We start from the raw sequence: 19,736 nt of genomic DNA, 5'->3' as shown, positions 1-19,736 counted from the left end.
TATAAACCCAAAAATTTAGATGAAAGAAAAGATGAGTTCAGACAAAGAAGCCAAATTAAAAGCGTTACAATTAACGCTTGACAAATTAGATAAAACCTACGGAAAAGGCACTGTAATGAAGATGGGCGATAAGGCCATTGAAGAAGTGGAAACAATTTCTTCAGGTTCATTAGGTGTAGACTTAGCCTTGGGAGTTAACGGATATCCAAAAGGAAGGATTATCGAAATTTTTGGACCTGAATCTTCAGGTAAAACCACACTAACATTACACGCCATAGCTGAAGCACAAAAAGCTGGTGGAATTGCAGCTTTTATAGATGCAGAACATGCTTTTGACAGAAATTATGCTGAAAAACTGGGAGTTGATATTGAAAACCTTATCATTTCTCAACCTGACAACGGGGAACAAGCGCTTGAAATTGCTGAGAATTTAATTCGTTCTGGTGCAATTGACATTGTAGTAATTGACTCTGTTGCTGCCTTGACTCCAAAAAGTGAGATTGAAGGCGAAATGGGAGATTCAAAAATGGGTTTACATGCTCGTTTGATGTCACAAGCCTTAAGAAAGTTAACAGGAACCATTAGCAAAACACATTGTACTGTGTTTTTCATCAACCAATTAAGAGAGAAAATTGGTGTAATGTTTGGTAACCCAGAAACAACAACAGGTGGTAATGCTTTGAAATTTTATGCTTCCGTTCGTTTAGACATTCGTCGTTCTACTCAAATTAAAGACGGGGAAAATGTTTTAGGAAACCGAACCAAAGTTAAAATTGTAAAAAACAAAGTTGCACCACCGTTCAAAGTAGCAGAGTTTGATATTATGTATGGTGAAGGGATTTCTAAAACTGGAGAAATTCTAGATCTTGCTGTTGAATTCGAAATTATTAAAAAAGCGGGTTCTTGGTTTAGCTATGGCGAAACAAAATTAGGTCAAGGTCGCGATGCTGTAAAAACACTCATCAAAGATAATCCAGAATTAGCAGACGAATTAGAAATAAAAATAAAAGCACATATCAAAGAATTGGCTAGCGAATAGTTACTTCTAAAAACAATAAAGCTATTTACTCGTGATACCTTCATCGAATAAATAGCTTTTTTTATACCATAAAAGTAAAAAAACTAAAGTATAAACTTACTTTTAAACTCGCTGAGAATTGGATAAAAAAAAATAATTTGTCCAGATTACAGAATATTGAAAAAACAAGCGGGTTTGTGCTTAAGAAAAATCATTCAAAAATAGCTTAACTACTGAAATTAAGTAACTTCTTGAGTATTACAGAACGTGTTTTTTCTTTTATCTCTTTACGTAAATCACTATTCAACCCTTTTGTTACAATAATTGAATGGATATGTGCCCTCATCAATCCTGGACTCCCACTAAAAAAAGTATAAGAAAAACGTTTTTTATTATCTGGGAAAGTTATCGGTAAAATAGGAATTTGATGTTCAATAGCTAGTCGAAATGCCCCATCTTTAAATTCGTCCAAAACTATAGACTCATCATCAGGCACACCTCCTTCAGGAAAAATACACACACTTAATCCTCTTTTAATCCTTTGTTGAGCAGCTTCAAAAACATCTCTTCTACTTTTGGCTGAACCACGATCAACAAGAATACAAGTACGTTTATAAAAAAATCCAAACAAAGGAATTTTCACCAATTCCTGTTTACCCACAAAAACAAATGGATTTTTAATAATTGCTAACATCAACATGATATCTACCATCGATGTATGATTGGCTACAATCATGTAACTCGTTTTTGCCTCTAAAACAGGTTCTTGATTTACTTTATAACTAAAACCCATTCCGAACAAAATAACCTTTGCCCAAATACGAGCCATCTTAAAAAAATAAGGATACCCACTTTCTGTAAGAATGGAAATAACCAAAAAAGGAAACATTATCAAGATAGGAATGGCCATCAGAATGTAAAACCAAATCCTCCAAACTATCCAAAAAAATACTTTAAAAATTCTCATGGTTTCAAAAGTAAGGAATTTTGAATACCAATTGTAAAAAAAATCAAGCAAGAAAAGTTAAATCAAATATTATTTTGGAGACAACCAAGGTTTTGGATTGACATAATGTACGTTCTGACATAAAGTGAATTTCAAAATGGTCTTGCCGTCAGAATTGGTACGAATGGTTCCCAAACTTTGCTTTGTAGTTACTTTATCTCCCTTGCTTACATTAATAGTACTCAAGTTTTGGTACACGGTAAAATAATCTCCATGCTGAATCATAACCGCTTTGTTATTTGAAATAGCAATAACCGAAAATACTTCTCCTGCAAAAACAGCTCTTGCATGAGCGCCATTATAAGTCGCAATAGACAATCCGCTATTTTGGATGGTTAGGCTTTTGTAAACCGGGTGAGCTTGCGTACCAAAACCTAAGAAAACAGTTCCTTTATCAACTGGCCAAGGCAATCTACCTTTGTTAGCTTTAAAATTATCAGAAACCAATTTACTTTCTGAGGTCAATTCCATTACTGTAGATGAAACAGGAGCAATAGCTACAACTTTGGATGGATTGTCTTTAACAGGAACCACAATTTCTTTCGCTTTAGCATCTTTCTTACCGCCACTTTTGGCTTTTTCTGCCAATGCTTTTTCCTTAGCCAATCTATCAGCAGAAGCCTTCTCTTTGGCCAACTTGTCTTTGAGCGCTTTTTCTTTTGCAGCTCTTGCTAAAGCCGCTTTTCTATTGGCTTCGGCTATGGCTTTACGAATCAATCGATCAATTTCTCTATCAATAGCACGAGCTTGTTGTTGTTTCTTTTTAATGTCCGCTACAATTTTACTTTTGTCTTTTTGAAGCAAAAGCACAATCTTTTGTTGTTCGTTTTTAGCCACCTCCAATGACTTTTTATCTTTTTCATTTTCGGCAATAAGGCGTTCTTTTTGAATTTTTTGAGCTTTCAACTGTTCATAATAGCTCATTAATTCTTTTGATTTGTGTTCAATTTCTTTGCCTTGTGTTTTGCGATAACTCGCATATTGCTTCATGTATTGAAGTCTTTTATAGGCTTGCAAAAAACTAGAAGACGACAGTATAAACATCGCCTTACTCTCTTCTGAACGACTCTTGTAGGATTTGAGAATCATCTCAGCATAATCTACTTTTAGCAAATTCAATTCATTGTCCAAACGGTCAATTTTCAACTCGTTCGCCTGCATATCATTGCTCAACAATTGCGTTTGTTTCTCGGTAGTTTGAATTAAAGTCTCTTTGAGTTTTATTTTTTTCGTCTGCAAATCCATTACTTCAACGGCCGTTTTTTCTTTCTTTTTTACGGTCAGTAACTTCTTTTCGTTATCAATAATCTCTTTTTGAATCTTAGCTTTTCGGAGTTCTAGATTTTCCTGTTGGGATTTTTGAGCAAATACAAAAGTGGTAAAACCAAGTAATACTAAACTAAAAAGAGACTTAGGCATGTAGCTTTATTTTTTTTGCAAAAATAGTTATTTCTAAAGTAGAATTAAAAAAAGCACTATCTAATCTTAAGAGAAAATAGTGCTTTTAGTATAACTTAAAAATTGATTACATATTGTACAACCAACTTGCTGGATTATTATAGGTAGCATTTTGAGAGATGGTAAATTTAAGTACCGTCTTCCCTTCGCTATTGGTTCTAATTTTTCCTAAATTTTGTTTAATCCCCACTTTATCTCCTTTAGAAACCGATACAGAACTCAAGTTTTGGTAGACCGTAAAACAATCTCCGTGCTGAATCATTACCGCTTTATTTACTGGAGAAAGCACGATAATATTAGTTACTTCACCGGCAAAAACAGATCGTGCATAAGCTCCTGATTCTGTAGTAATCTCTACACCACTATTGTTGATTACAAGAGTTGGATAGACTGGATGAGGCTGTTTACCATATCCCAAGGAGACAAAGCCTTTTTCTACTGGCCAAGGTAACTTGCCCTTGTTTGCCCTAAAGTTATCGGCCAAAATTTTAGCCTCAGCTGTTAATGCTATTCTTGAGGACGAGCCACCTGTCGCCGTTCCGTCCTTAGCCGCTTTTCTATTAGCCTCGGCAATGGCTTCTCTAATCAATCGATCTATCTGACGGTCTATGGCTTTGGTTTCGGATTGTTTTTTACGAATCGCAGCCATAATTTTGTTTTTATCTTTCTTGATAGCATTGACCAAACGCAATTGTTCTTTCTTCTGTTTTTCTAATGCTAAGCGCTCTTTTTCTCTTTCGGCAATAATCTTTTGCTTTTCCTTTTTCTGAATAGCTAAACGGCCGTTATAGTCTTGCAATTCGAGTGATTTGGATTTAATTTCTTCTCCTTGCATTTTGCGGAAACTCGAATATTGCTTCATATATTGCGCTCGCTTGTAGGCTTGCAAGAAATTTTCTGAAGACAACAAAAACATTGCTCTACTCTCTTCAGATCTGCTTTTATAGGATTTGACAATCATTCGAGCATAATCTTCTTTGAGTATTTCTAATTCTTTTTTAAGTTTATTGATTTTAACTTGGTTAATGTACATATCATTTCCTAAAACCTTGGCTTGCTTTTCAGTGGTCTTAATTAACTTTTCTTGCAATTTGATTTTGTTGGCTTGCAACATTACCACCGTTACTGCCGATTTTTCTTTTTTCTTAACGGATTGTAATTGCTTCTCATTTTCCCTAATTTCTTGTTGAATCTGGGCTTTGCGTTGTTCTAATTTTTCTTGCTGCGATTCCTGCCCCCAAACCAATGAAGTCAAACACAAGAAAAGTATACTTAGGAGAAATTTTGGCATATCAAAAATGTTTTGATTCAAATTTACTTAATTAAAATTCTTTTATACCCACTTGGGACACTATATGGAAAAGAAAGTGCTTCGTTTACTGTTATGGTGTTATAATTGAGTTTAATTTCGGTTTTCCCTTTGGGCTGTAGCGCTACTATTTGAACATTAGAAGGTAAAGCTACATTTGTATGTTGCTCAAAATTACCATAAGCAACTTCTATACTTCTACCCTCTTTGGCTTGGGCAATTTCTTGCTTCTGAAGAACGAATTTTAAGGCATCAATAAAAAAAGATTTTTGGGTATTCTCATTAGACAAATCTTCTAGTTTATACTTTTGATCTGGCTCAAGGGTTTCTTTATATTTACCTTTCGTCAAATCGTCTATGGCTTGTCCTACCAACAAATTTTGAATTTTTGAATAATCCAAATCGGTTCCAAGCCATTGGCTCAAACCTTTAAAATCGCCTTCAAAATAACTCCCATTAATTTTTTCGTAATAACTTACTCCTTCTGGAGTAATTAATGCTTTGGCCATAGTAATTCCCAAAAAACGAACACTCACTAATATTTGTTCATCTTTTTTTATCTTAATTTCTGCCGTAACATTTTGTGACATCTTTTCATCAGCGTAATTCGCGCTAGATTTGATGTACAAAGTCGAAAAATCATTTTTGTTTTGGTATAATTTTTCGATGACAGAACTAGTAGTATTCTTGTTTTCTTTTGGTACAGCCATCACCACACCCGACTTAGATTTACAAGAAATCAGTGTTATGAGAACAAAAAGTAATCCGTATTTCTTCATTATTTCTTTTCTTTTACTAATTGATTGGCTTTGGAAAAAAAGAAGTCTTTTTTAGCCATATCTCCAAGACCATTGAATGTTTCGCCTAATTGAATATAAAAATTAGCTTCTAAAACTGGATTTTCAATCACATAATCTATTCCAGTTTCTAACACATCTTTTGCTTTTTTAAATTGTTGTAATTGGTTGTATCCCAAACCAGCATAATAATAAAAATGAGGTTGCGACGGATAACGTTCTAACAAGGATTGTGCCTTTTTGGACAACACCTCAAATTGTTTCATTTCGGTGTAAGACTGTAGCAACAAGATAGGCGTTTCTAGTGGCAAATTAGGATCTGTGGCTAATGCCTTTTCATAATATTTTGCTGCTTTTTCCCATTGTTTTTTGTTGTAATAAAAATTACCAACTTCTTTGGCAACAGGAACCGTTGGATCGGCCTCCAACATTGTAATTGCTTTTTCTAAATCAGCATCGTATTGTGGATTTTTTCCAGCGAAAAGTAAAAACTCATTCAATACCCGATGCTTTATTTTAGTGTCGATTTTTTTACTCGCCAAAACTACATTCATCGATTGAACCGCTTTCGGTCCGTCATTTTTTTCTATATGAAATTTAAACAAACTCACTTGCGCCCACTCCGAAGTAGGAATTTCTCGTTCTAACTTTTTGGCTACTTCGAGCATTTTTTCTACTTCATTATTTTTGGAGTAGCGATAGATCAAGTCAATATAATTGGATTCCTCTTTTGGAAATTTTTCAATCTGTCCAATCAAATGCTCAATTTCAGTATTCTGATATTTCCCTTGCGATAAAATTCGTGCTTTATAGGCTTCTCGTTGATCTGTTTTTCCAACCGACTCATTCAATTGGTTGATTAATTCCAAAGCTTTGTCGTATTGGTTCGTAGCCATATACAAAGTCACCAAATCTTCTTTAAAATTTGGATCCAATGGAATTAACTTTTGGAGCACCAAAATACCTTGAGTATACGATTTAGTGGCATACGTCACATCGTACATTCCAACCCAAAACCATTTATTTTTAGGGTCGATGCTGGTTGCTTTTTCGAAAGAAGCATAAGCACTTTCATAATTTTTTAACGCTAAATAGTTTTTGCCCAACTCATAATGGACAGCGGCATCATCGGGTTGCGACTTCAAGCATTTTTCAAGAGATACAATAGCTTTATCATAATTCTCGATTCCCTTTTGCTTTAATGCTTCGTAAAAAGAATCTTGAAATTCGTTGGTAGCCATAGCAATCTCTTCCGGTTCAGCTTGTGCCTGAACGAAAGTTGGAATTCCAAAGAATCCCATAACTAAGATTGCTACAATGCTACGATTCATTTTACTTTATTTTTTATTCTAAAACCGAATAATCTCCAATACTTATGCTTGTGAAATTCCCATCATAGGTGACGTGATTTCCAATCATCGCATTATCTAAAGTTGCGTTTTTGATATGAGCGTGCGTTTGAATCAAACTGTTTTTTATGGTTGAATCAAAAACGTGGCAAGCTTTTCCTAAAGATACATTAGGTCCAATAGTTACGTTCGATAAAACAACATTCTCCCCAATAAAACAAGGAGGAATAATAGTAGCATTCTCTAATTTTGCTGAAGGATCAATCAAATTAACACCATCTTGCTGCAAGAATCCAAGCATACGACCATTGGTCTCAACAGTTACGTTTTTGTTTCCACAATCCATCCATTCGTCTACACTTCCGGTTTTGAAAACTTTACCATTGGCCATCATTCCTTTGATACCGTCGTTGATTTGGTATTCACCTCCATTTTGGATGTTGTTGTCCAAAACGTTTTGCAATTGTTGTTTTAAAACTTCCACTTGTTTGAAATAGTAAATTCCGATAACGGCTAAGTCACTCACAAACTCTTTTGGTTTTTCTACCAATTCTACAATTTCATTTTGAGCATTTAGTTTTACTACACCATAGGCTTCTGGCTCATCCACTTGTTTTACCCAAATTACAGCATCGGCTTCTGAATCTAACTCAAAATCGGCACGAATTAAGGTGTCCGCGTAAGCAATTACAGCTGGCCCAGATAACGATTCTTTGGCACACATAATAGCGTGACCAGTTCCCAACGGTAAATCCTGACGGTAAATAGAAGCTTTCGCGCCTAATTCTTGGGCTAATTCTTGTAAACTTGACACGACATCGTCTCCAAAAAAGGCTTCGTCTCCTAAAATAAAAGCAATCTCTTCTATCGGTTGTTTTAAAATTTTGGCAATATCTTCTACTAATCTATGTACGATTGGTTTACCTGCAACGGGAATTAATGGTTTTGGAACGGTTAAAGAATGTGGTCTTAAACGAGACCCACGTCCCGCCATTGGTACTATTATTTTCATTATATTTTGTATTAAGATTTTAGAATTAAGTATTAAGTCAAAACAAAATACTCTTCAGATTATTTTTTACTAGCTTTTGTTCAAACACTTTCTTTGAAGACTGCGAACTGAATACTAAAAGCTGAACACTGTTTACTATTTTACTCCTGTGCTACCAAATCCTCCTGCACCTCTTGTGGTCTCAGATAATTCGTTGACTGCGACCCACTCGGCGCGTTCGTGTTTGGCGATTACTAATTGAGCGATGCGTTCTCCATTTTGGATTACAAATGTCTCATTGGATAAATTTACTAAAATCACACCAATTTCCCCTCTATAATCGGCATCAATTGTTCCTGGAGCATTGAGAACGGTGATTCCGTTTTTGGCTGCCAAGCCACTACGAGGTCTTACTTGTGCTTCGTAACCTATGGGTAATTCAATAAACAAACCTGTTTTCACGATAGCTCTTTCTAAAGGTAGCAAGGTAATGGGTTCGGTTATATTCGCCCGCAAATCCATTCCCGCAGAAGCGATGGTTTCGTAATGAGGTAATTCGTGTGCGGATGTATTGATGATGTTGATAGTCATTTTTTTAAATCTAAAAGTCTTGATTACTACTTGGCCCTAGCCCTGATGGAAGCGGCATCCTGTGGTCCTGGGGTTCAGGACCACAGATATAGCGTACAGCAGGAAATAGCTCCTTTTTATTTTTTTCGTTTAATAATATTTAAAATTGTGGTTTTCTCATTGTGATAAATGAAATAAAGAAACGCAAGCAATAACGGGATTCCTACGAAATAATTCTCTCTAAATCCGTAAAAAGAAATCACCGAAAACACAATAGAGATCCCTAAATAAGCACCTATTTTTTCCATATCATAAGGAATAGGATAGTGTTTTTTGCCCAAAATATAGGAAATCAACATCATACTTCCATAAGCCGAAATCGTAGCAATGGCGGAGCCGTAATAGCTAAATGTTGGAATCAAGATATAGTTTAGAAGCAAGGTCAAAAGTGCACCAACTATCGAAATATATGCTCCAATAATTGTCTTGTCCGTTAACTTATACCAAACCGAAAGATTGTTGTAAATCCCTAAAAAGAAGTTGGCCAAGATAATCAACGGAACCACTTTCATGGCTTCCCAATACGATTCTTCCTTTAGTAATAAAAATTTTAAAATATCAGCAAAAACGATTACTCCCAAAAGAATCAAAGAACCAAAAATGACAAAATATTTGGTAATCATCGCATAGGTTTGTGGGGCGTTTTCATTACTAGAATGACTGAAGAAAAACGGTTCAATACCTAATCGAAAAGCTGTGGCAAAAAGTACCATAAAAAGCCCTAATTTATAACAGGCAGAATAAGCTCCTACTTCGGATTTGGCAATGTTGTCCGGCAACCAATAGCCTAATAAAATTTTATCGAAATGTTCGTTTACCGCAAAAGCAATTCCTGCAATTAAGATTGGCAAACCGTAGCGCATCATTTTTTTCCAAAGTACCGCATCAAAATTACGTTTTAAGGAAACATAATTAGGTGAAAGTACTACAAAAGTGAGCAAACTCGCTAACAAATTAGAAACGAAAATGTAGCCAATTTCGAAATTATCGATATACATATTCCCCAAAAGAGAGTCTGGATTATCGGCATAAATTATAGGTAAAACCAATAAGAAATACAGGTTCAGTGCTAAGTTTACGACTACATTCCCTATTTTGATAATAGCATACATCATAGGGCGTTTGTTAGCCCTTAATTTTGAAAAAGGAATAATCACCAAGGCATCTAAAACCAAAATCCAAATGGTAAACGTAATGTACTGCACATCTACATGAGCCCATGAGGCTAAGGTGTTTCTAAAAATCAAAGCACCAAACAAAAACAAAATGGAAGACCAAAAAATAGAAATAGTACTTGTGGCAATGACATTTTCTTTGTCGGTTTCGGCACTGTAGAAACGGAAAAAGGCGGTTTCCATACCGTACGATAAAATTACGTTGAAAAAAACCATCCATGAGAGAACGATAGAAACTTCGCCATACTCTGCTGTTGGTAAAATTCCAGTGTACAAGCGCACCAATAAAAAACTGAGCATACGAGGTAAAACAGTTGCTAATCCGTATATCGCAGTTTGTTTGAATAGACTTTTATATAATCCCAAAGTAGTTTGGTTTTGATTTGACTTAAGAAAACAAAAATAGCGAATTCACGGTTGACTTAATAAAAAAATTTAACCATAAGGATTACGGTTTTATTTAAACATTGAAGCCATTGAAGTCTTTTTGGGATAGCAACTGTTATTTGAACCATATAAGGTCATATAAGAATAGTAGCCGTTTGATTTGGTGTTAAATTTAACTACAAAGTGCGCAAAGGGAATTCACTTTTATTAAAACCTCTCTTAGATGACCTTATATGGTTTAAAGTTTTATGAAAGCCCGTCTTCGTTGATGATTTTCAGAAAATGAAAGCCTTTTGGTACATACCCTTGGTTGTAATAAAAACGATGCGCATTGAAGTTTCCTGTAAATGCATCCAAAACAATCATCGTGCAGTTCGTGGCTTTGGCTTTAGCATCAATATAATCGGTCATCATTTTTCCAATACCTTTGGCACGATGGTCGGGATGCACTACAAAATTATCGATTTCGATATACTTCCCAGACCATAATTTATACCCTTGCCAAAAACCCGTAATTCCTAAACAAACTTCGCCTTCAAAAACAGCAAGCTGTTTATAGTTATGCGGAATCATTTCGGCAAGATAAGTATCGTATTTTTCAATAGTAAAAGTGGGGTACAAATGACGCATCATATCAATACGAGCTAGCATCTCTTCTTTAGTGCTCAATTCTCTAAGTTGAATTTCCATAGGTAATTTTAAAAGTGTAAAATTAGAGAAAAAAGGGATGAGATGGAAAGATGTTGGAAGGTGAATTTTGGGAAAATCTAATCGAAATTTTTGAATTTAATAGTTCTCAAGTATAAATTTTTACTAAAATCACAGCATATAACTTAAATTCACATAAATAGATTTCATTTTAAATATTTGATTTATAGTTGTTTAAAAAATACAATTCTCGGAATTCGCGGAATTACGACACGGAATTCCGCGAATTCCGACAACAACTGTTTGCACAACAACAATTAGTCCCCTAGTTTTGAGTTCAGGAAAGTGAAACCGTTTTTAGTAAGACGTTACACAAAGTGCTTTGCTTTTCAAAAACATAGTAGCTACAATTTTTGAGATACTAATTCTCAAACAAAATCAATTCAAAAATTAATAATACAAACGCAAAAACATGAAAAAAACCTTAATAAAACCATTAGCATGGTTAACTTGTATAGCCATTCTTACCAGTAGCTGTAGTAGTGAAGAACCTACAACACCGCAAACACAAAATACAATAAACAAAGAAATTCCTTTTTCATCAATAAAAATGGACGAAAATGGTCAATTAAAAATGAAATTTGCTGAATCACTTGCTAATGCATTAGTAGCGAATAAAGATTTACGCAGACTCGTAAAAGAAGAAGCCCTAAAACAATTTGACAAGGATTATGATGTAATGTACCAATTGGTCAAAAAAAAAAGCCTCACTCCAATAGATTATAACGGAAAAAATAATGGAAAGATTGACAAAAGCATTCTTAGCAAATCTTCTCAAGCCACTACTTTTAGACAAGCACTACTTCCCTTTTTTAAAAATGAAGCAGAGTTACTTGAAATTGAACAAAAAATACCGCTATTAACCATCTTTGTCCCAGATTTGCCGCTAGGCACCTTCTCAGCGGAAACATGGGATGTTAATGATGAAAATCAGGTTCCAGATGTAGCCCTTCGTTTAAATACCACAAATGACGTTCCTGTAATTGGCAAAGATGGGAATAATTACGTGATTGAGGCTGAATTAACGCCAGGATTTCCTATTATTGTAATTAAAGAAAATGAAAGAGTAAGAGTGAAAAAAAACAGTAACAATAAAACAGCAAAACTAGCCACAGTTGGTTTCGAAGATTTTGAGTATATTGATGATAATTTTGATCCTGATGCTAACTGGGTGCCCACTCCAATAATAAATTATACAAACATATCTGACCCATTATTAGTTGACGCATATTCTATTTGGAACGGTAATGATGGTTGGCAAAGGGACTACATTTATCACGGATTAAAACAAGGAGTACTGCAAGGGCCACTAAATAGAAATTATTCAGAACATATTGCAACATTTAAGTTACAAGGTGATCCTAAGGTCGCTTTCAACTATATTTCAGTGAATAGTACGCCAGGTGAAATTGATCCACAGCAAAATAATGAGTACAGATTAGGTGGGTCGGGATGGACTGACGGAGCTTTTGAATTTAATGTATATTGTTACCTTGGATCTAAACCTAATGCAGCAGGAGAAGCTAAAATCAAAAGCTTCGGTTTTAAACCTGACGATTTATTTGTAATGACTCATACCAAATTTACAAGAGGATCATGGCCTTCTAAAAAAACTTGGTTCAGAACTGAAATTGTTACCACCAAAGAAGTAAATTTTCGTGACCCAAAATATGGTCAGAAAGTGGAAATTTATCCGTGGGATCTTTCAATATACGGTGCTGATTGGGAATTTAAATTTGAAGAATTTGATGCAACTGTGCTACAAAAAATAGGCGAATCTGTAGATACTAAAATAGCTGTAAATGTCAATGGTGAAATGTCAGGAAGTATTTTTGAAATTATTAAAGTGGGACTAAAATGGGGCGTTTCTAAAGAAGTAACAAAAACAAATACATACAATTTAGAATTTACAACATCGAGTAATCCTTTAGGGAGTTCAATAATTTCATTTTATAATAACGCTGTAAATAAAAATCCGACTACTGGAGCATTAATTCCACGAACCTACACAACTGGACGTGTTGAGTTTAGTGTAATACCAATACGTGTACAATGGTAAAAAAAACAAACTTAATCCCTTCTCAAAGCGATAGCTTTGGGAAGGGGCTTTTAAAAATAGTTTTAGTATTTGCTTCCTTTTTTATAGCTTCCTGCAACGATGATGCAGTTGAAGCTCCAACAGACCGATTGTTTACAATACAACTAGGAGATAAAAATTACAAAGTAATCAATAAATCGGTTGGTGCAATAAAAGATTGTGAAAGACTTTCCATCGGATTTGGTTACGATCAGCCTGATGGATGGTTTTTTATTAATTTTGATATACTAAAAAACGGAGCATTACATAAAGCAACACTTGTAGATTTTGCTATCAGGGGAGGTGACAATAGGTTTGAAACAGCAGATTTTAACCCTGTTGCATTACTAAAAATTACAAATTTTAAATATGACGAAGCTACAAACTACGTGCATTTTGAATATAGTGGCGAAGTAATTCAAGTTCAATATAATCCTAGTGATTCAAATAAAACTTTCCCTCGAAGGTACATTCAAGGCGTGGTTACGATTACGAATCTTGATAACTACAAATGTAATACTTTTTTGCCTACTGCTCAATTTGAAACGCCTTCTCTAACCTTTATTGGCACTAGAGCCAATGCAACACATGACCCTAGTTTAAGTAGTAATCCTTATATACATCGTTTTTATTCTAACAACGGTTATAGAATGTTTTTTAAACTAAAAGACGATTTTTGGAGTTTGGAAAAAGGCAAGATCTACAATTTTGATCAAAATACAGTTGAGAACAGAATAGACTTTCAATATTACATAGGCCAATTGAGAGCAACACAAACTTTTGATTATGACGAGAATGATTGGAAAAAATACCAGACAGCAGGTAGTTATACCATTCAGGAGCATAAAATAGTAAACGGAATAAAAGTAACCAAAGGCGTAATGAATCTACAAGTGTATGACAATGGTGCATTAATTCATACTATAGTTAACGGTACCTTTGAAGGTAGTAGCTTCTAATTCTTTTTGCAAAAACTAATGAAATATTCTTCCCCAAAAACTTACGCAACTGGAAGAATAGAATTTGAGATAAGCCCCATACGTGTACAATGGTAACAAAAAACACAATACCCTCTCAAAGTAGATACTTCGAGAGGTTTTTAATCAAGACAATTCCATTGTTTATATTTCTATTATTATTTTCCTGTACTGATGACGAAGATGCAATTGTAGTAAATCAATCTGTTGATGTTTTAATAGACAATAAACAATTTCAACTTATAAACAATGATTTTTTGATAGTTGAAAATTGTAACGATTTATTCATTGACTTTATCTATGATAAACCTGAGAATCATTTTATGATGAGTTTCATTCTATCAAAAAAAGGTGAATTGAAACATATCAGTTTATTGGATTTCAGAAGAAGTAGTAGTTTTTATCGAACTCCCGATTTTAATCCTCTACGATTAATGGCTATAACGAATTTTAAATATGATGATATAAAAAAGTCTATATTTTTCGATTTTAATGGTGAGCTGATAAAAACAATTAACGGGATCCAAGATATGGATACCCCTAAAGAAAAATTAAAAATTAAGGGAACCGTTAATACTAATAACATCAAAACTGAAGAGTGTTCTATCTTTATTCCTGATTTGACCTTTGAAATTCCTGAATTAAAATTTGTTACAACCAAAATAAACGCAAGTTTTAATCCCAATATCAGCACTAATAGCTATATTTTTCGTTATTATTCCAACAATGGGTATAGGATTTTGATAAAATCGAAAAACGATTTATGGAATTTGGACAAGGGGGTGTATCCTTTTAACGAAAATAGCGCAGAAAACAGAATCGATTTAGAACAATATATAGGTATAATTAGGGCCAGCGATTCAGGAACTTATAGTAGAGATATTGACTGGAAAAAATATCAAACTGCTGGTAGCTACACAATACTTGAACACGTTATCATAAATGGGCAAAAAGTAACAAAAGGCGAAATGAATCTAAAGGTTTATGACAATGGAGTTTTAATACACACTATAACCAAGGGTAAGTTTGAAGTAACAGGATTCAATTAAAAAAATCTATTGTATTATAAATAAAAAGGGGTTGATTCTAAAAATCAAGCCCTTTTTTTTAATCATTTTTCATCTCCTGAGTTTTATAAAATCGATACAAATGGTCGTATATCAGGAGCTCGTATTGCCGTTGGCGTGACGTAAACTGTCGATTAACCATCATGTGGATATGACTGCTTAAAAAATCAAAAAGAGGAATCTCCAACTGAATCTTTATCTTGGAGCTTAACAAAGCAGTTGCTGTCATTTTAGTTGCTATGAAAGGAGTTAGCACTCCAAATGGCGCGTCTGTTTTGCCTAATAGCAAGCCTGTAATTGCTACTTCACGGTTACGGTATTGTTTATCTAGCTCCTTATTTGTTACTGCATCGGCATTAAATTCTTTTTTGAAATTCAATTGCAACTGGCGCATCAGTTCGTGTTTTTCAGCTATGGACAACTGAAAACTTTCTAAAAAAAGATGAATTGTAAACAGCCCAAACAACAGTTGTGTTGCTACCTCAAAATTGGGTTTGTGCTTTAAATACGCTACTATCAACTCACTATGATACCCAAACAAAGTCTCCGAATCCACCATAGTACTTTCTCCGTACCGCTCCAATTCCCGTTGATAGGTATCCGTTTGTACTTTCCAAACTAAATGGCTCACCATCAACGCCTCAAAAACAGGATGGAAGGCACTTATAATGGTAGCTATTGCTTCTGGCTGAGTCACCAAAAAGCGAAGACGAAGATGCGAATCAGGGTCGTTATACCGAATAAAAAACCATTTTTCGATTACCTTTTGAGCTTTTAACTGTTCAATTACAGGAGCAAATTCTTGCAATAAAAGTAAGTCCGCTGTTTGTACACCAGTATAAATTTTATAATACAACCATTCACTGCCTAAGCAAAACTCCCTTTTCATGTTACTTTTTCTTTATAAAAGGATAAAATAATCTGATTGGTATACCTTTCTTCTGCTGCATTACTAACCGCTGCATTCTCCATAAACAGAAACTCTTCCAATATAATTTGGGGTTGTTTTTTTACCGCATTAATCAATAATTTTGCACCTAGCTCTTTATCAAAATCTAATAGCAAGGTATTATCAAATTGTATCCAATTCACCCATCTTGGTAACTGTCTTTCCTTTTTCCATTTTGTAAATACCTCAAAAAAAACAGCTTCAGGTTGCTGTGTTAAAAAGGAAATTTCATCGGCAGTAACTACCCATTTAGCTTTACTAAGTATTACCTTTTTATAAACGACCCTAGGAAAATAAGAATAATGAGAAAGGAGTACGCCCCAATCAAAACTATAAATAGGTTTATCATTTTGACCATGCAAATCACACAAGAAATGATACAAGGGTAAGGATTTACTAGCATAGTTGTGCGCATTCGATAAACAAGGTATTACTGTTTTATTATGTTTTTTCGAGCGCAAAATAACGGTATTGTTTTGAATCGATACCATCAAATCATCAAGACCAATCTGATACGCTTCGCTTACACCTGAATGTGACAAATATGGAATTTCATAAAGACGCAAAGGCGGTCTTTTTAAAATATTTCCGGTTCTTGATTCTGGAATATGAACGACCTCTGCTTTAATTTGATTCGAATCATACGCTTGTTCCTTAGCCACAATTTCTGTTGTCAAAGTAGCGATAGCTTCATTTCCATTACAAAAACGACCCAGTATCTTCGCTGCACTCACATTACCAGAAGATTCCAAAACCACTACATCCTCCTTTAACAATTCAATCATCACTGAAAAAGTAGTAGGCGCCTCTTTCCAATTGCAATCAAAATCAGGAAAATCTTTTTCTGTGAGTTCTAAGAAGGTTTGCTTTTGTTGCACACTCGTTTGCAATTTTTGCTCCAATATTCGATCATACGCAGACCACGTTTGGATTTCAGTTTTGTTTTTATTTGTAAAATGAAAGGATTCCAAAAGCTCGTGTGTATCATTTCGCTGATTCGATACTGGATAACCTAACCCAATTTCGGTATCTAGGACCAAAGCCAACGGCATTTCCTTTCCCTCATAACGACGTAAAAATGATTTTATGAATCCTTCTAGTGTTTGACTTTTATGCTTTTTTTGTATGCCATTAAGAAACGCCAAAGCTTCGAGCGTTTGACGATATACTTTTGGATGTATTGTGTTTATACTAGCCGAAGTCGTCAAATCTGTTTGAAAAAGATACTTTTCATCAAAAGTCACATTGGCTTCCGTCAGTACATTTTTTATAGTAGTATAAGTAGTAATTGAAGGAACAAGTGTATCGTCTAAACTTTCTATTTGGTGTTTAAGCCTTTGGAAAAAAGTTGTTGTTTTTTCAAAATTTGGAACACGCTCTAGTATCGTATGTATTCTATCCCATTCTTTTTCTGTGGTTAAAGCACCGTCCAAATCGCTCACTAAAAACTGAAAATCAATCAATTGATTTACAAAGAATCTAGCATCTTCCCACTCTGATGCATCATCTACAAGAAGTTCAATTAAGGCTTCAATCGTAATTCCTTGTTTTGATTTTTGATACACTAGCGTTAAAAGATCTGTTTTTCTTAGTGCTGCAATACTGTGTTCCCTTTTGGTTCCCTTATAACGATACTCCACATATCGGTAAAAAGACCCCACTTCATAAAGGCTTGTATTGGGTCTGTAACTCAAAGTGTTCTTGACTTCTTCTTGCTTCGCCAATTCTTGTAACAACGCAATCCAAAATTGCATATCTAATTGTGTATGACGTTTGAATAGCTCCTTATGGTCCATCACTATATTGGTGGTTTGGCCTCTTTCTCCAACAGTGCAACCCGCAAATAACCCAAATGGAGTACTACGAGACGCCATCCTAGCACCATATTTCAAGACACTAAAAGCCAAAGCAGTTGCCTTTTTATTAGAGAAGGATTGGGGATTTTCCCAATATTTTTCTACCATTACAACTAGTTCAGGAGAAGCCAATTGGAGCGCCTCGTATACTAAGGGATCTTGTAGAAGGTCAAACACGGTAATTACCGCTTCCTTTTCCATTATTTTAGTATAAAAAGAAAGCGGTAACAAAGGAGTTCTCAAAACATGTGAAAAAAAAGGACGAATTTGATAGTGGTGCATTATCGTTTCTTTTTACTCACTTTTTCAGCGAGTTGCATCGCGTTATAGACATTTAATACTTTTCCTGATTTAGAGAGTTCAGAAAATTTGGCTTTCTTACCTTGACCACCAGGGACCAAAACCTCAATATCATACGCCGTTCCCGATTCTAGAATAATCTCCTTGACTTGCTTAGCAGTAAGTTTTGGATAATACGACCAAATCAAAGCAGCTGTACCAGAAACCATAGGTGCAGAGAATGAAGTACCTGATTCAAACCCATAAGTATTATTCGATGCAGTGGTATAAATCTTTGCTCCGGGTGCAAATAAATCTACATTCTTTTTCCCATAATTTGAAAAAGAGGCTACAAACGTACTGTCTGCTTTTGCAGTAGTAGCTCCTACATTAATAAAATTCTCTACGACTTCATTTGGATTTTCATAATCAACATCATTTGGATAATAGGGGTTTTCATCTACATTAAAACTATTATTTCCTGAACTATGTACCAATAAAACATCATTCTTTTCTGCATATTTATAAGCATCTATTACCCATTTTTTATGCAATGAAAATTCTTTTCCAAATGACATATTAATAATTTTAGCTCCATTATCTACTGCATAACGTATAGCTAAAGCAATATCCTTATCGTGTTCATCTCCCGATGGTGAAATACTCAAAGGCATTATCTTAACATTACTCGTTATTCCTTTAACGCCAATTCCATTAAATCGATTGGCGGCTATTATACCTGAAACTCTAGTACTATGATTATTAATGGTTATCCCTGATAAATTAGAACTCACATTGTTATTTCCATATCCCTTCTTAAAAAGGTGTTCATTCAAGTCAAAAAAGTGCCTCTCGTTATACGACATATTTAAATTTCTATTTACAATAGAATCTATCTCTTCTTCCAAGTTTTTTATATCACTCAAGCTATTTTGGTTTACCTCTAATGCAGACATCAAAACTTCAATTAATGCCCCAAAATCGCTATCATTATCATCTCTTCTCTGTATGTATGACTTATCATTAATTTTATGTTTTTTATACATACTATCCAATTGCTGATAGGTGTAATTCTCTTTTGGAAAATACTTTTTAAGGCTGTCTTTAGCAATTGGAAACTTCGCAGTTTTATATTTTAATGATTTTAACCAATTCCCATAAAACTTTTTTTGTTGATTTTGTAAGTTAAATGCCCTAATAAACTCTTTATAATTATTTAAATCTCTATTCAATATTTCTGATTCCTTACTATTTTTGAATTGCTTTTCATATTCTCTTACAATACGAACATATTCAAAATTAGACCATACGATGCTCCCTCCTTTTGTTCCTATAAAGTTCCAACCATTACTATCATCTGTATAGCCATTGTTGTCATCGTCAATACCATTATTTGCAACTTCTTTTGTATTATTCCAGATTTGGCCTAACAAATCTTCATGTTTTAAATCGATTTGAGTATCAATAACCGCAACCACTATATTCTTATTTTTTGGCTTTTTTTTATCTAGACTATACCATTTATCTAACGAAATTCCGGGAATCGTATCTTGTTGATTATCTTTTTGATGCCAAAGTTTTACACTAGACTGCTGTATTTTATTTACTTCAAATTCAGATTTGTGTTCTCTCTTATTAAGGTGCTTAACCTTACAATTAGTAAAAAAAACAACCATTAATAAAAAAACAAAAAATCGCATATT

At 34.3% G+C, this 19,736-nt stretch carries 16 protein-coding genes; 4 read left to right on the top strand and 12 right to left on the bottom strand.

The window, feature by feature from the left end; genetic code table 11:
- Positions 1–31 precede the first annotated feature (31 nt).
- Positions 32–1,039 (top strand): recombinase RecA, encoded by a 1,008-nt coding sequence (recA, locus tag FLAVO9AF_RS12235; RefSeq protein WP_159691088.1) that lies wholly within the window; start codon positions 32–34, stop codon positions 1,037–1,039.
- Positions 1,040–1,244: 205 nt separating this feature from the next.
- Here the strand turns inward: recA and FLAVO9AF_RS12230 are convergent, their stop codons facing one another.
- The 9 genes from FLAVO9AF_RS12230 to FLAVO9AF_RS12190 form a co-directional block, all read right to left on the bottom strand.
- On the bottom strand, positions 1,245–1,985 hold the full coding sequence (locus tag FLAVO9AF_RS12230; RefSeq protein WP_159689117.1) for a 1-acyl-sn-glycerol-3-phosphate acyltransferase: 741 nt from the start codon (positions 1,983–1,985) through the stop codon (positions 1,245–1,247).
- Between the two features lie 69 nt (positions 1,986–2,054).
- Positions 2,055–3,443: a murein hydrolase activator EnvC gene (locus FLAVO9AF_RS12225; RefSeq protein ID WP_159689114.1), complete on the bottom strand. Its 1,389-nt coding sequence runs from the start codon at positions 3,441–3,443 to the stop codon at positions 2,055–2,057.
- Between the two features lie 106 nt (positions 3,444–3,549).
- Complete coding sequence (locus tag FLAVO9AF_RS12220; RefSeq protein WP_159689111.1) at positions 3,550–4,773, bottom strand: murein hydrolase activator EnvC; 1,224 nt, start codon at positions 4,771–4,773, stop codon at positions 3,550–3,552.
- A gap of 23 nt (positions 4,774–4,796) precedes the next feature.
- The gene (locus FLAVO9AF_RS12215; protein ID WP_159689108.1) at positions 4,797–5,570 is read right to left on the bottom strand and encodes a DUF4292 domain-containing protein; all 774 of its coding nucleotides are present in this window, start codon (positions 5,568–5,570) and stop codon (positions 4,797–4,799) included.
- On the bottom strand, positions 5,570–6,919 hold the full coding sequence (locus tag FLAVO9AF_RS12210; RefSeq protein WP_159689105.1) for a lipopolysaccharide assembly protein LapB: 1,350 nt from the start codon (positions 6,917–6,919) through the stop codon (positions 5,570–5,572). The genes FLAVO9AF_RS12215 and FLAVO9AF_RS12210 overlap by 1 nt, the downstream gene beginning before the upstream one ends.
- A 13-nt stretch (positions 6,920–6,932) precedes the next feature.
- Positions 6,933–7,949, bottom strand: coding sequence for a sugar phosphate nucleotidyltransferase (locus FLAVO9AF_RS12205; protein ID WP_159689102.1), 1,017 nt, complete (start codon positions 7,947–7,949; stop codon positions 6,933–6,935).
- 135 nt (positions 7,950–8,084) lie between these two features.
- Positions 8,085–8,519: a dUTP diphosphatase gene (dut, locus tag FLAVO9AF_RS12200; protein ID WP_159689100.1), complete on the bottom strand. Its 435-nt coding sequence runs from the start codon at positions 8,517–8,519 to the stop codon at positions 8,085–8,087.
- Between the two features lie 116 nt (positions 8,520–8,635).
- Positions 8,636–10,099 carry a lipopolysaccharide biosynthesis protein gene (locus FLAVO9AF_RS12195; protein WP_159689097.1) on the bottom strand — a complete coding sequence of 488 codons (1,464 nt, stop codon included), beginning with the start codon at positions 10,097–10,099 and terminating at the stop codon, positions 8,636–8,638.
- Between the two features lie 267 nt (positions 10,100–10,366).
- The gene (locus FLAVO9AF_RS12190; protein ID WP_159689095.1) at positions 10,367–10,810 is read right to left on the bottom strand and encodes a GNAT family N-acetyltransferase; all 444 of its coding nucleotides are present in this window, start codon (positions 10,808–10,810) and stop codon (positions 10,367–10,369) included.
- Positions 10,811–11,240: 430 nt separating this feature from the next.
- Here FLAVO9AF_RS12190 and FLAVO9AF_RS12185 point away from each other — a divergent pair, with 430 nt between their 5' ends.
- The 3 genes from FLAVO9AF_RS12185 (at position 11,241) to FLAVO9AF_RS12175 (ending at position 14,931) form a co-directional block, all read left to right on the top strand.
- Positions 11,241–12,887, top strand: coding sequence for a hypothetical protein (locus FLAVO9AF_RS12185; protein ID WP_159689092.1), 1,647 nt, complete (start codon positions 11,241–11,243; stop codon positions 12,885–12,887).
- The gene (locus FLAVO9AF_RS12180; RefSeq protein WP_159689089.1) at positions 12,881–13,864 is read left to right on the top strand and encodes a hypothetical protein; all 984 of its coding nucleotides are present in this window, start codon (positions 12,881–12,883) and stop codon (positions 13,862–13,864) included. Before FLAVO9AF_RS12185 ends, FLAVO9AF_RS12180 begins: the two co-directional genes overlap by 7 nt.
- A gap of 158 nt (positions 13,865–14,022) precedes the next feature.
- Positions 14,023–14,931 carry a hypothetical protein gene (locus FLAVO9AF_RS12175; protein ID WP_159689086.1) on the top strand — a complete coding sequence of 303 codons (909 nt, stop codon included), beginning with the start codon at positions 14,023–14,025 and terminating at the stop codon, positions 14,929–14,931.
- 58 nt (positions 14,932–14,989) lie between these two features.
- Here FLAVO9AF_RS12175 and FLAVO9AF_RS12170 read toward each other — a convergent pair whose 3' ends face one another.
- Genes FLAVO9AF_RS12170 through FLAVO9AF_RS12160 form a run of 3 tightly spaced genes read right to left on the bottom strand, consistent with a single transcriptional unit; the run spans position 14,990 to position 19,733 of the window.
- Positions 14,990–15,838, bottom strand: coding sequence for a thiopeptide-type bacteriocin biosynthesis protein (locus FLAVO9AF_RS12170; protein ID WP_159689083.1), 849 nt, complete (start codon positions 15,836–15,838; stop codon positions 14,990–14,992).
- Positions 15,835–18,036 (bottom strand): lantibiotic dehydratase family protein, encoded by a 2,202-nt coding sequence (locus FLAVO9AF_RS12165; RefSeq protein ID WP_159689080.1) that lies wholly within the window; start codon positions 18,034–18,036, stop codon positions 15,835–15,837. Before FLAVO9AF_RS12165 ends, FLAVO9AF_RS12170 begins: the two co-directional genes overlap by 4 nt.
- Complete coding sequence (locus FLAVO9AF_RS12160) at positions 18,036–19,733, bottom strand: S8 family peptidase (RefSeq protein ID WP_159689076.1); 1,698 nt, start codon at positions 19,731–19,733, stop codon at positions 18,036–18,038. The genes FLAVO9AF_RS12165 and FLAVO9AF_RS12160 overlap by 1 nt, the downstream gene beginning before the upstream one ends.
- Positions 19,734–19,736: the final 3 nt, after the last annotated feature.

Source organism: Flavobacterium sp. 9R (assembly GCF_902506345.1).
Classification (GTDB): domain Bacteria; phylum Bacteroidota; class Bacteroidia; order Flavobacteriales; family Flavobacteriaceae; genus Flavobacterium.
Note: the sequence above shows the minus strand (reverse complement) of the source record. Positions and strands in the feature narration are given on the sequence as shown.

Coding starts and splice junctions, on each gene's coding strand:
- dut (WP_159689100.1), bottom strand. CDS start 8,519: ATGACTATCAACATCATCAATACATCCGCACACGAATTACCTCATTAC.
- FLAVO9AF_RS12230 (WP_159689117.1), bottom strand. CDS start 1,985: ATGAGAATTTTTAAAGTATTTTTTTGGATAGTTTGGAGGATTTGGTTT.
- FLAVO9AF_RS12170 (WP_159689083.1), bottom strand. CDS start 15,838: ATGAAAAGGGAGTTTTGCTTAGGCAGTGAATGGTTGTATTATAAAATT.
- FLAVO9AF_RS12220 (WP_159689111.1), bottom strand. CDS start 4,773: ATGCCAAAATTTCTCCTAAGTATACTTTTCTTGTGTTTGACTTCATTG.
- FLAVO9AF_RS12160 (WP_159689076.1), bottom strand. CDS start 19,733: ATGCGATTTTTTGTTTTTTTATTAATGGTTGTTTTTTTTACTAATTGT.
- FLAVO9AF_RS12205 (WP_159689102.1), bottom strand. CDS start 7,949: ATGAAAATAATAGTACCAATGGCGGGACGTGGGTCTCGTTTAAGACCA.
- FLAVO9AF_RS12225 (WP_159689114.1), bottom strand. CDS start 3,443: ATGCCTAAGTCTCTTTTTAGTTTAGTATTACTTGGTTTTACCACTTTT.
- FLAVO9AF_RS12215 (WP_159689108.1), bottom strand. CDS start 5,570: ATGAAGAAATACGGATTACTTTTTGTTCTCATAACACTGATTTCTTGT.
- FLAVO9AF_RS12190 (WP_159689095.1), bottom strand. CDS start 10,810: ATGGAAATTCAACTTAGAGAATTGAGCACTAAAGAAGAGATGCTAGCT.
- FLAVO9AF_RS12185 (WP_159689092.1), top strand. CDS start 11,241: ATGAAAAAAACCTTAATAAAACCATTAGCATGGTTAACTTGTATAGCC.
- FLAVO9AF_RS12210 (WP_159689105.1), bottom strand. CDS start 6,919: ATGAATCGTAGCATTGTAGCAATCTTAGTTATGGGATTCTTTGGAATT.
- FLAVO9AF_RS12180 (WP_159689089.1), top strand. CDS start 12,881: ATGGTAAAAAAAACAAACTTAATCCCTTCTCAAAGCGATAGCTTTGGG.
- recA (WP_159691088.1), top strand. CDS start 32: ATGAGTTCAGACAAAGAAGCCAAATTAAAAGCGTTACAATTAACGCTT.
- FLAVO9AF_RS12165 (WP_159689080.1), bottom strand. CDS start 18,036: ATGCACCACTATCAAATTCGTCCTTTTTTTTCACATGTTTTGAGAACT.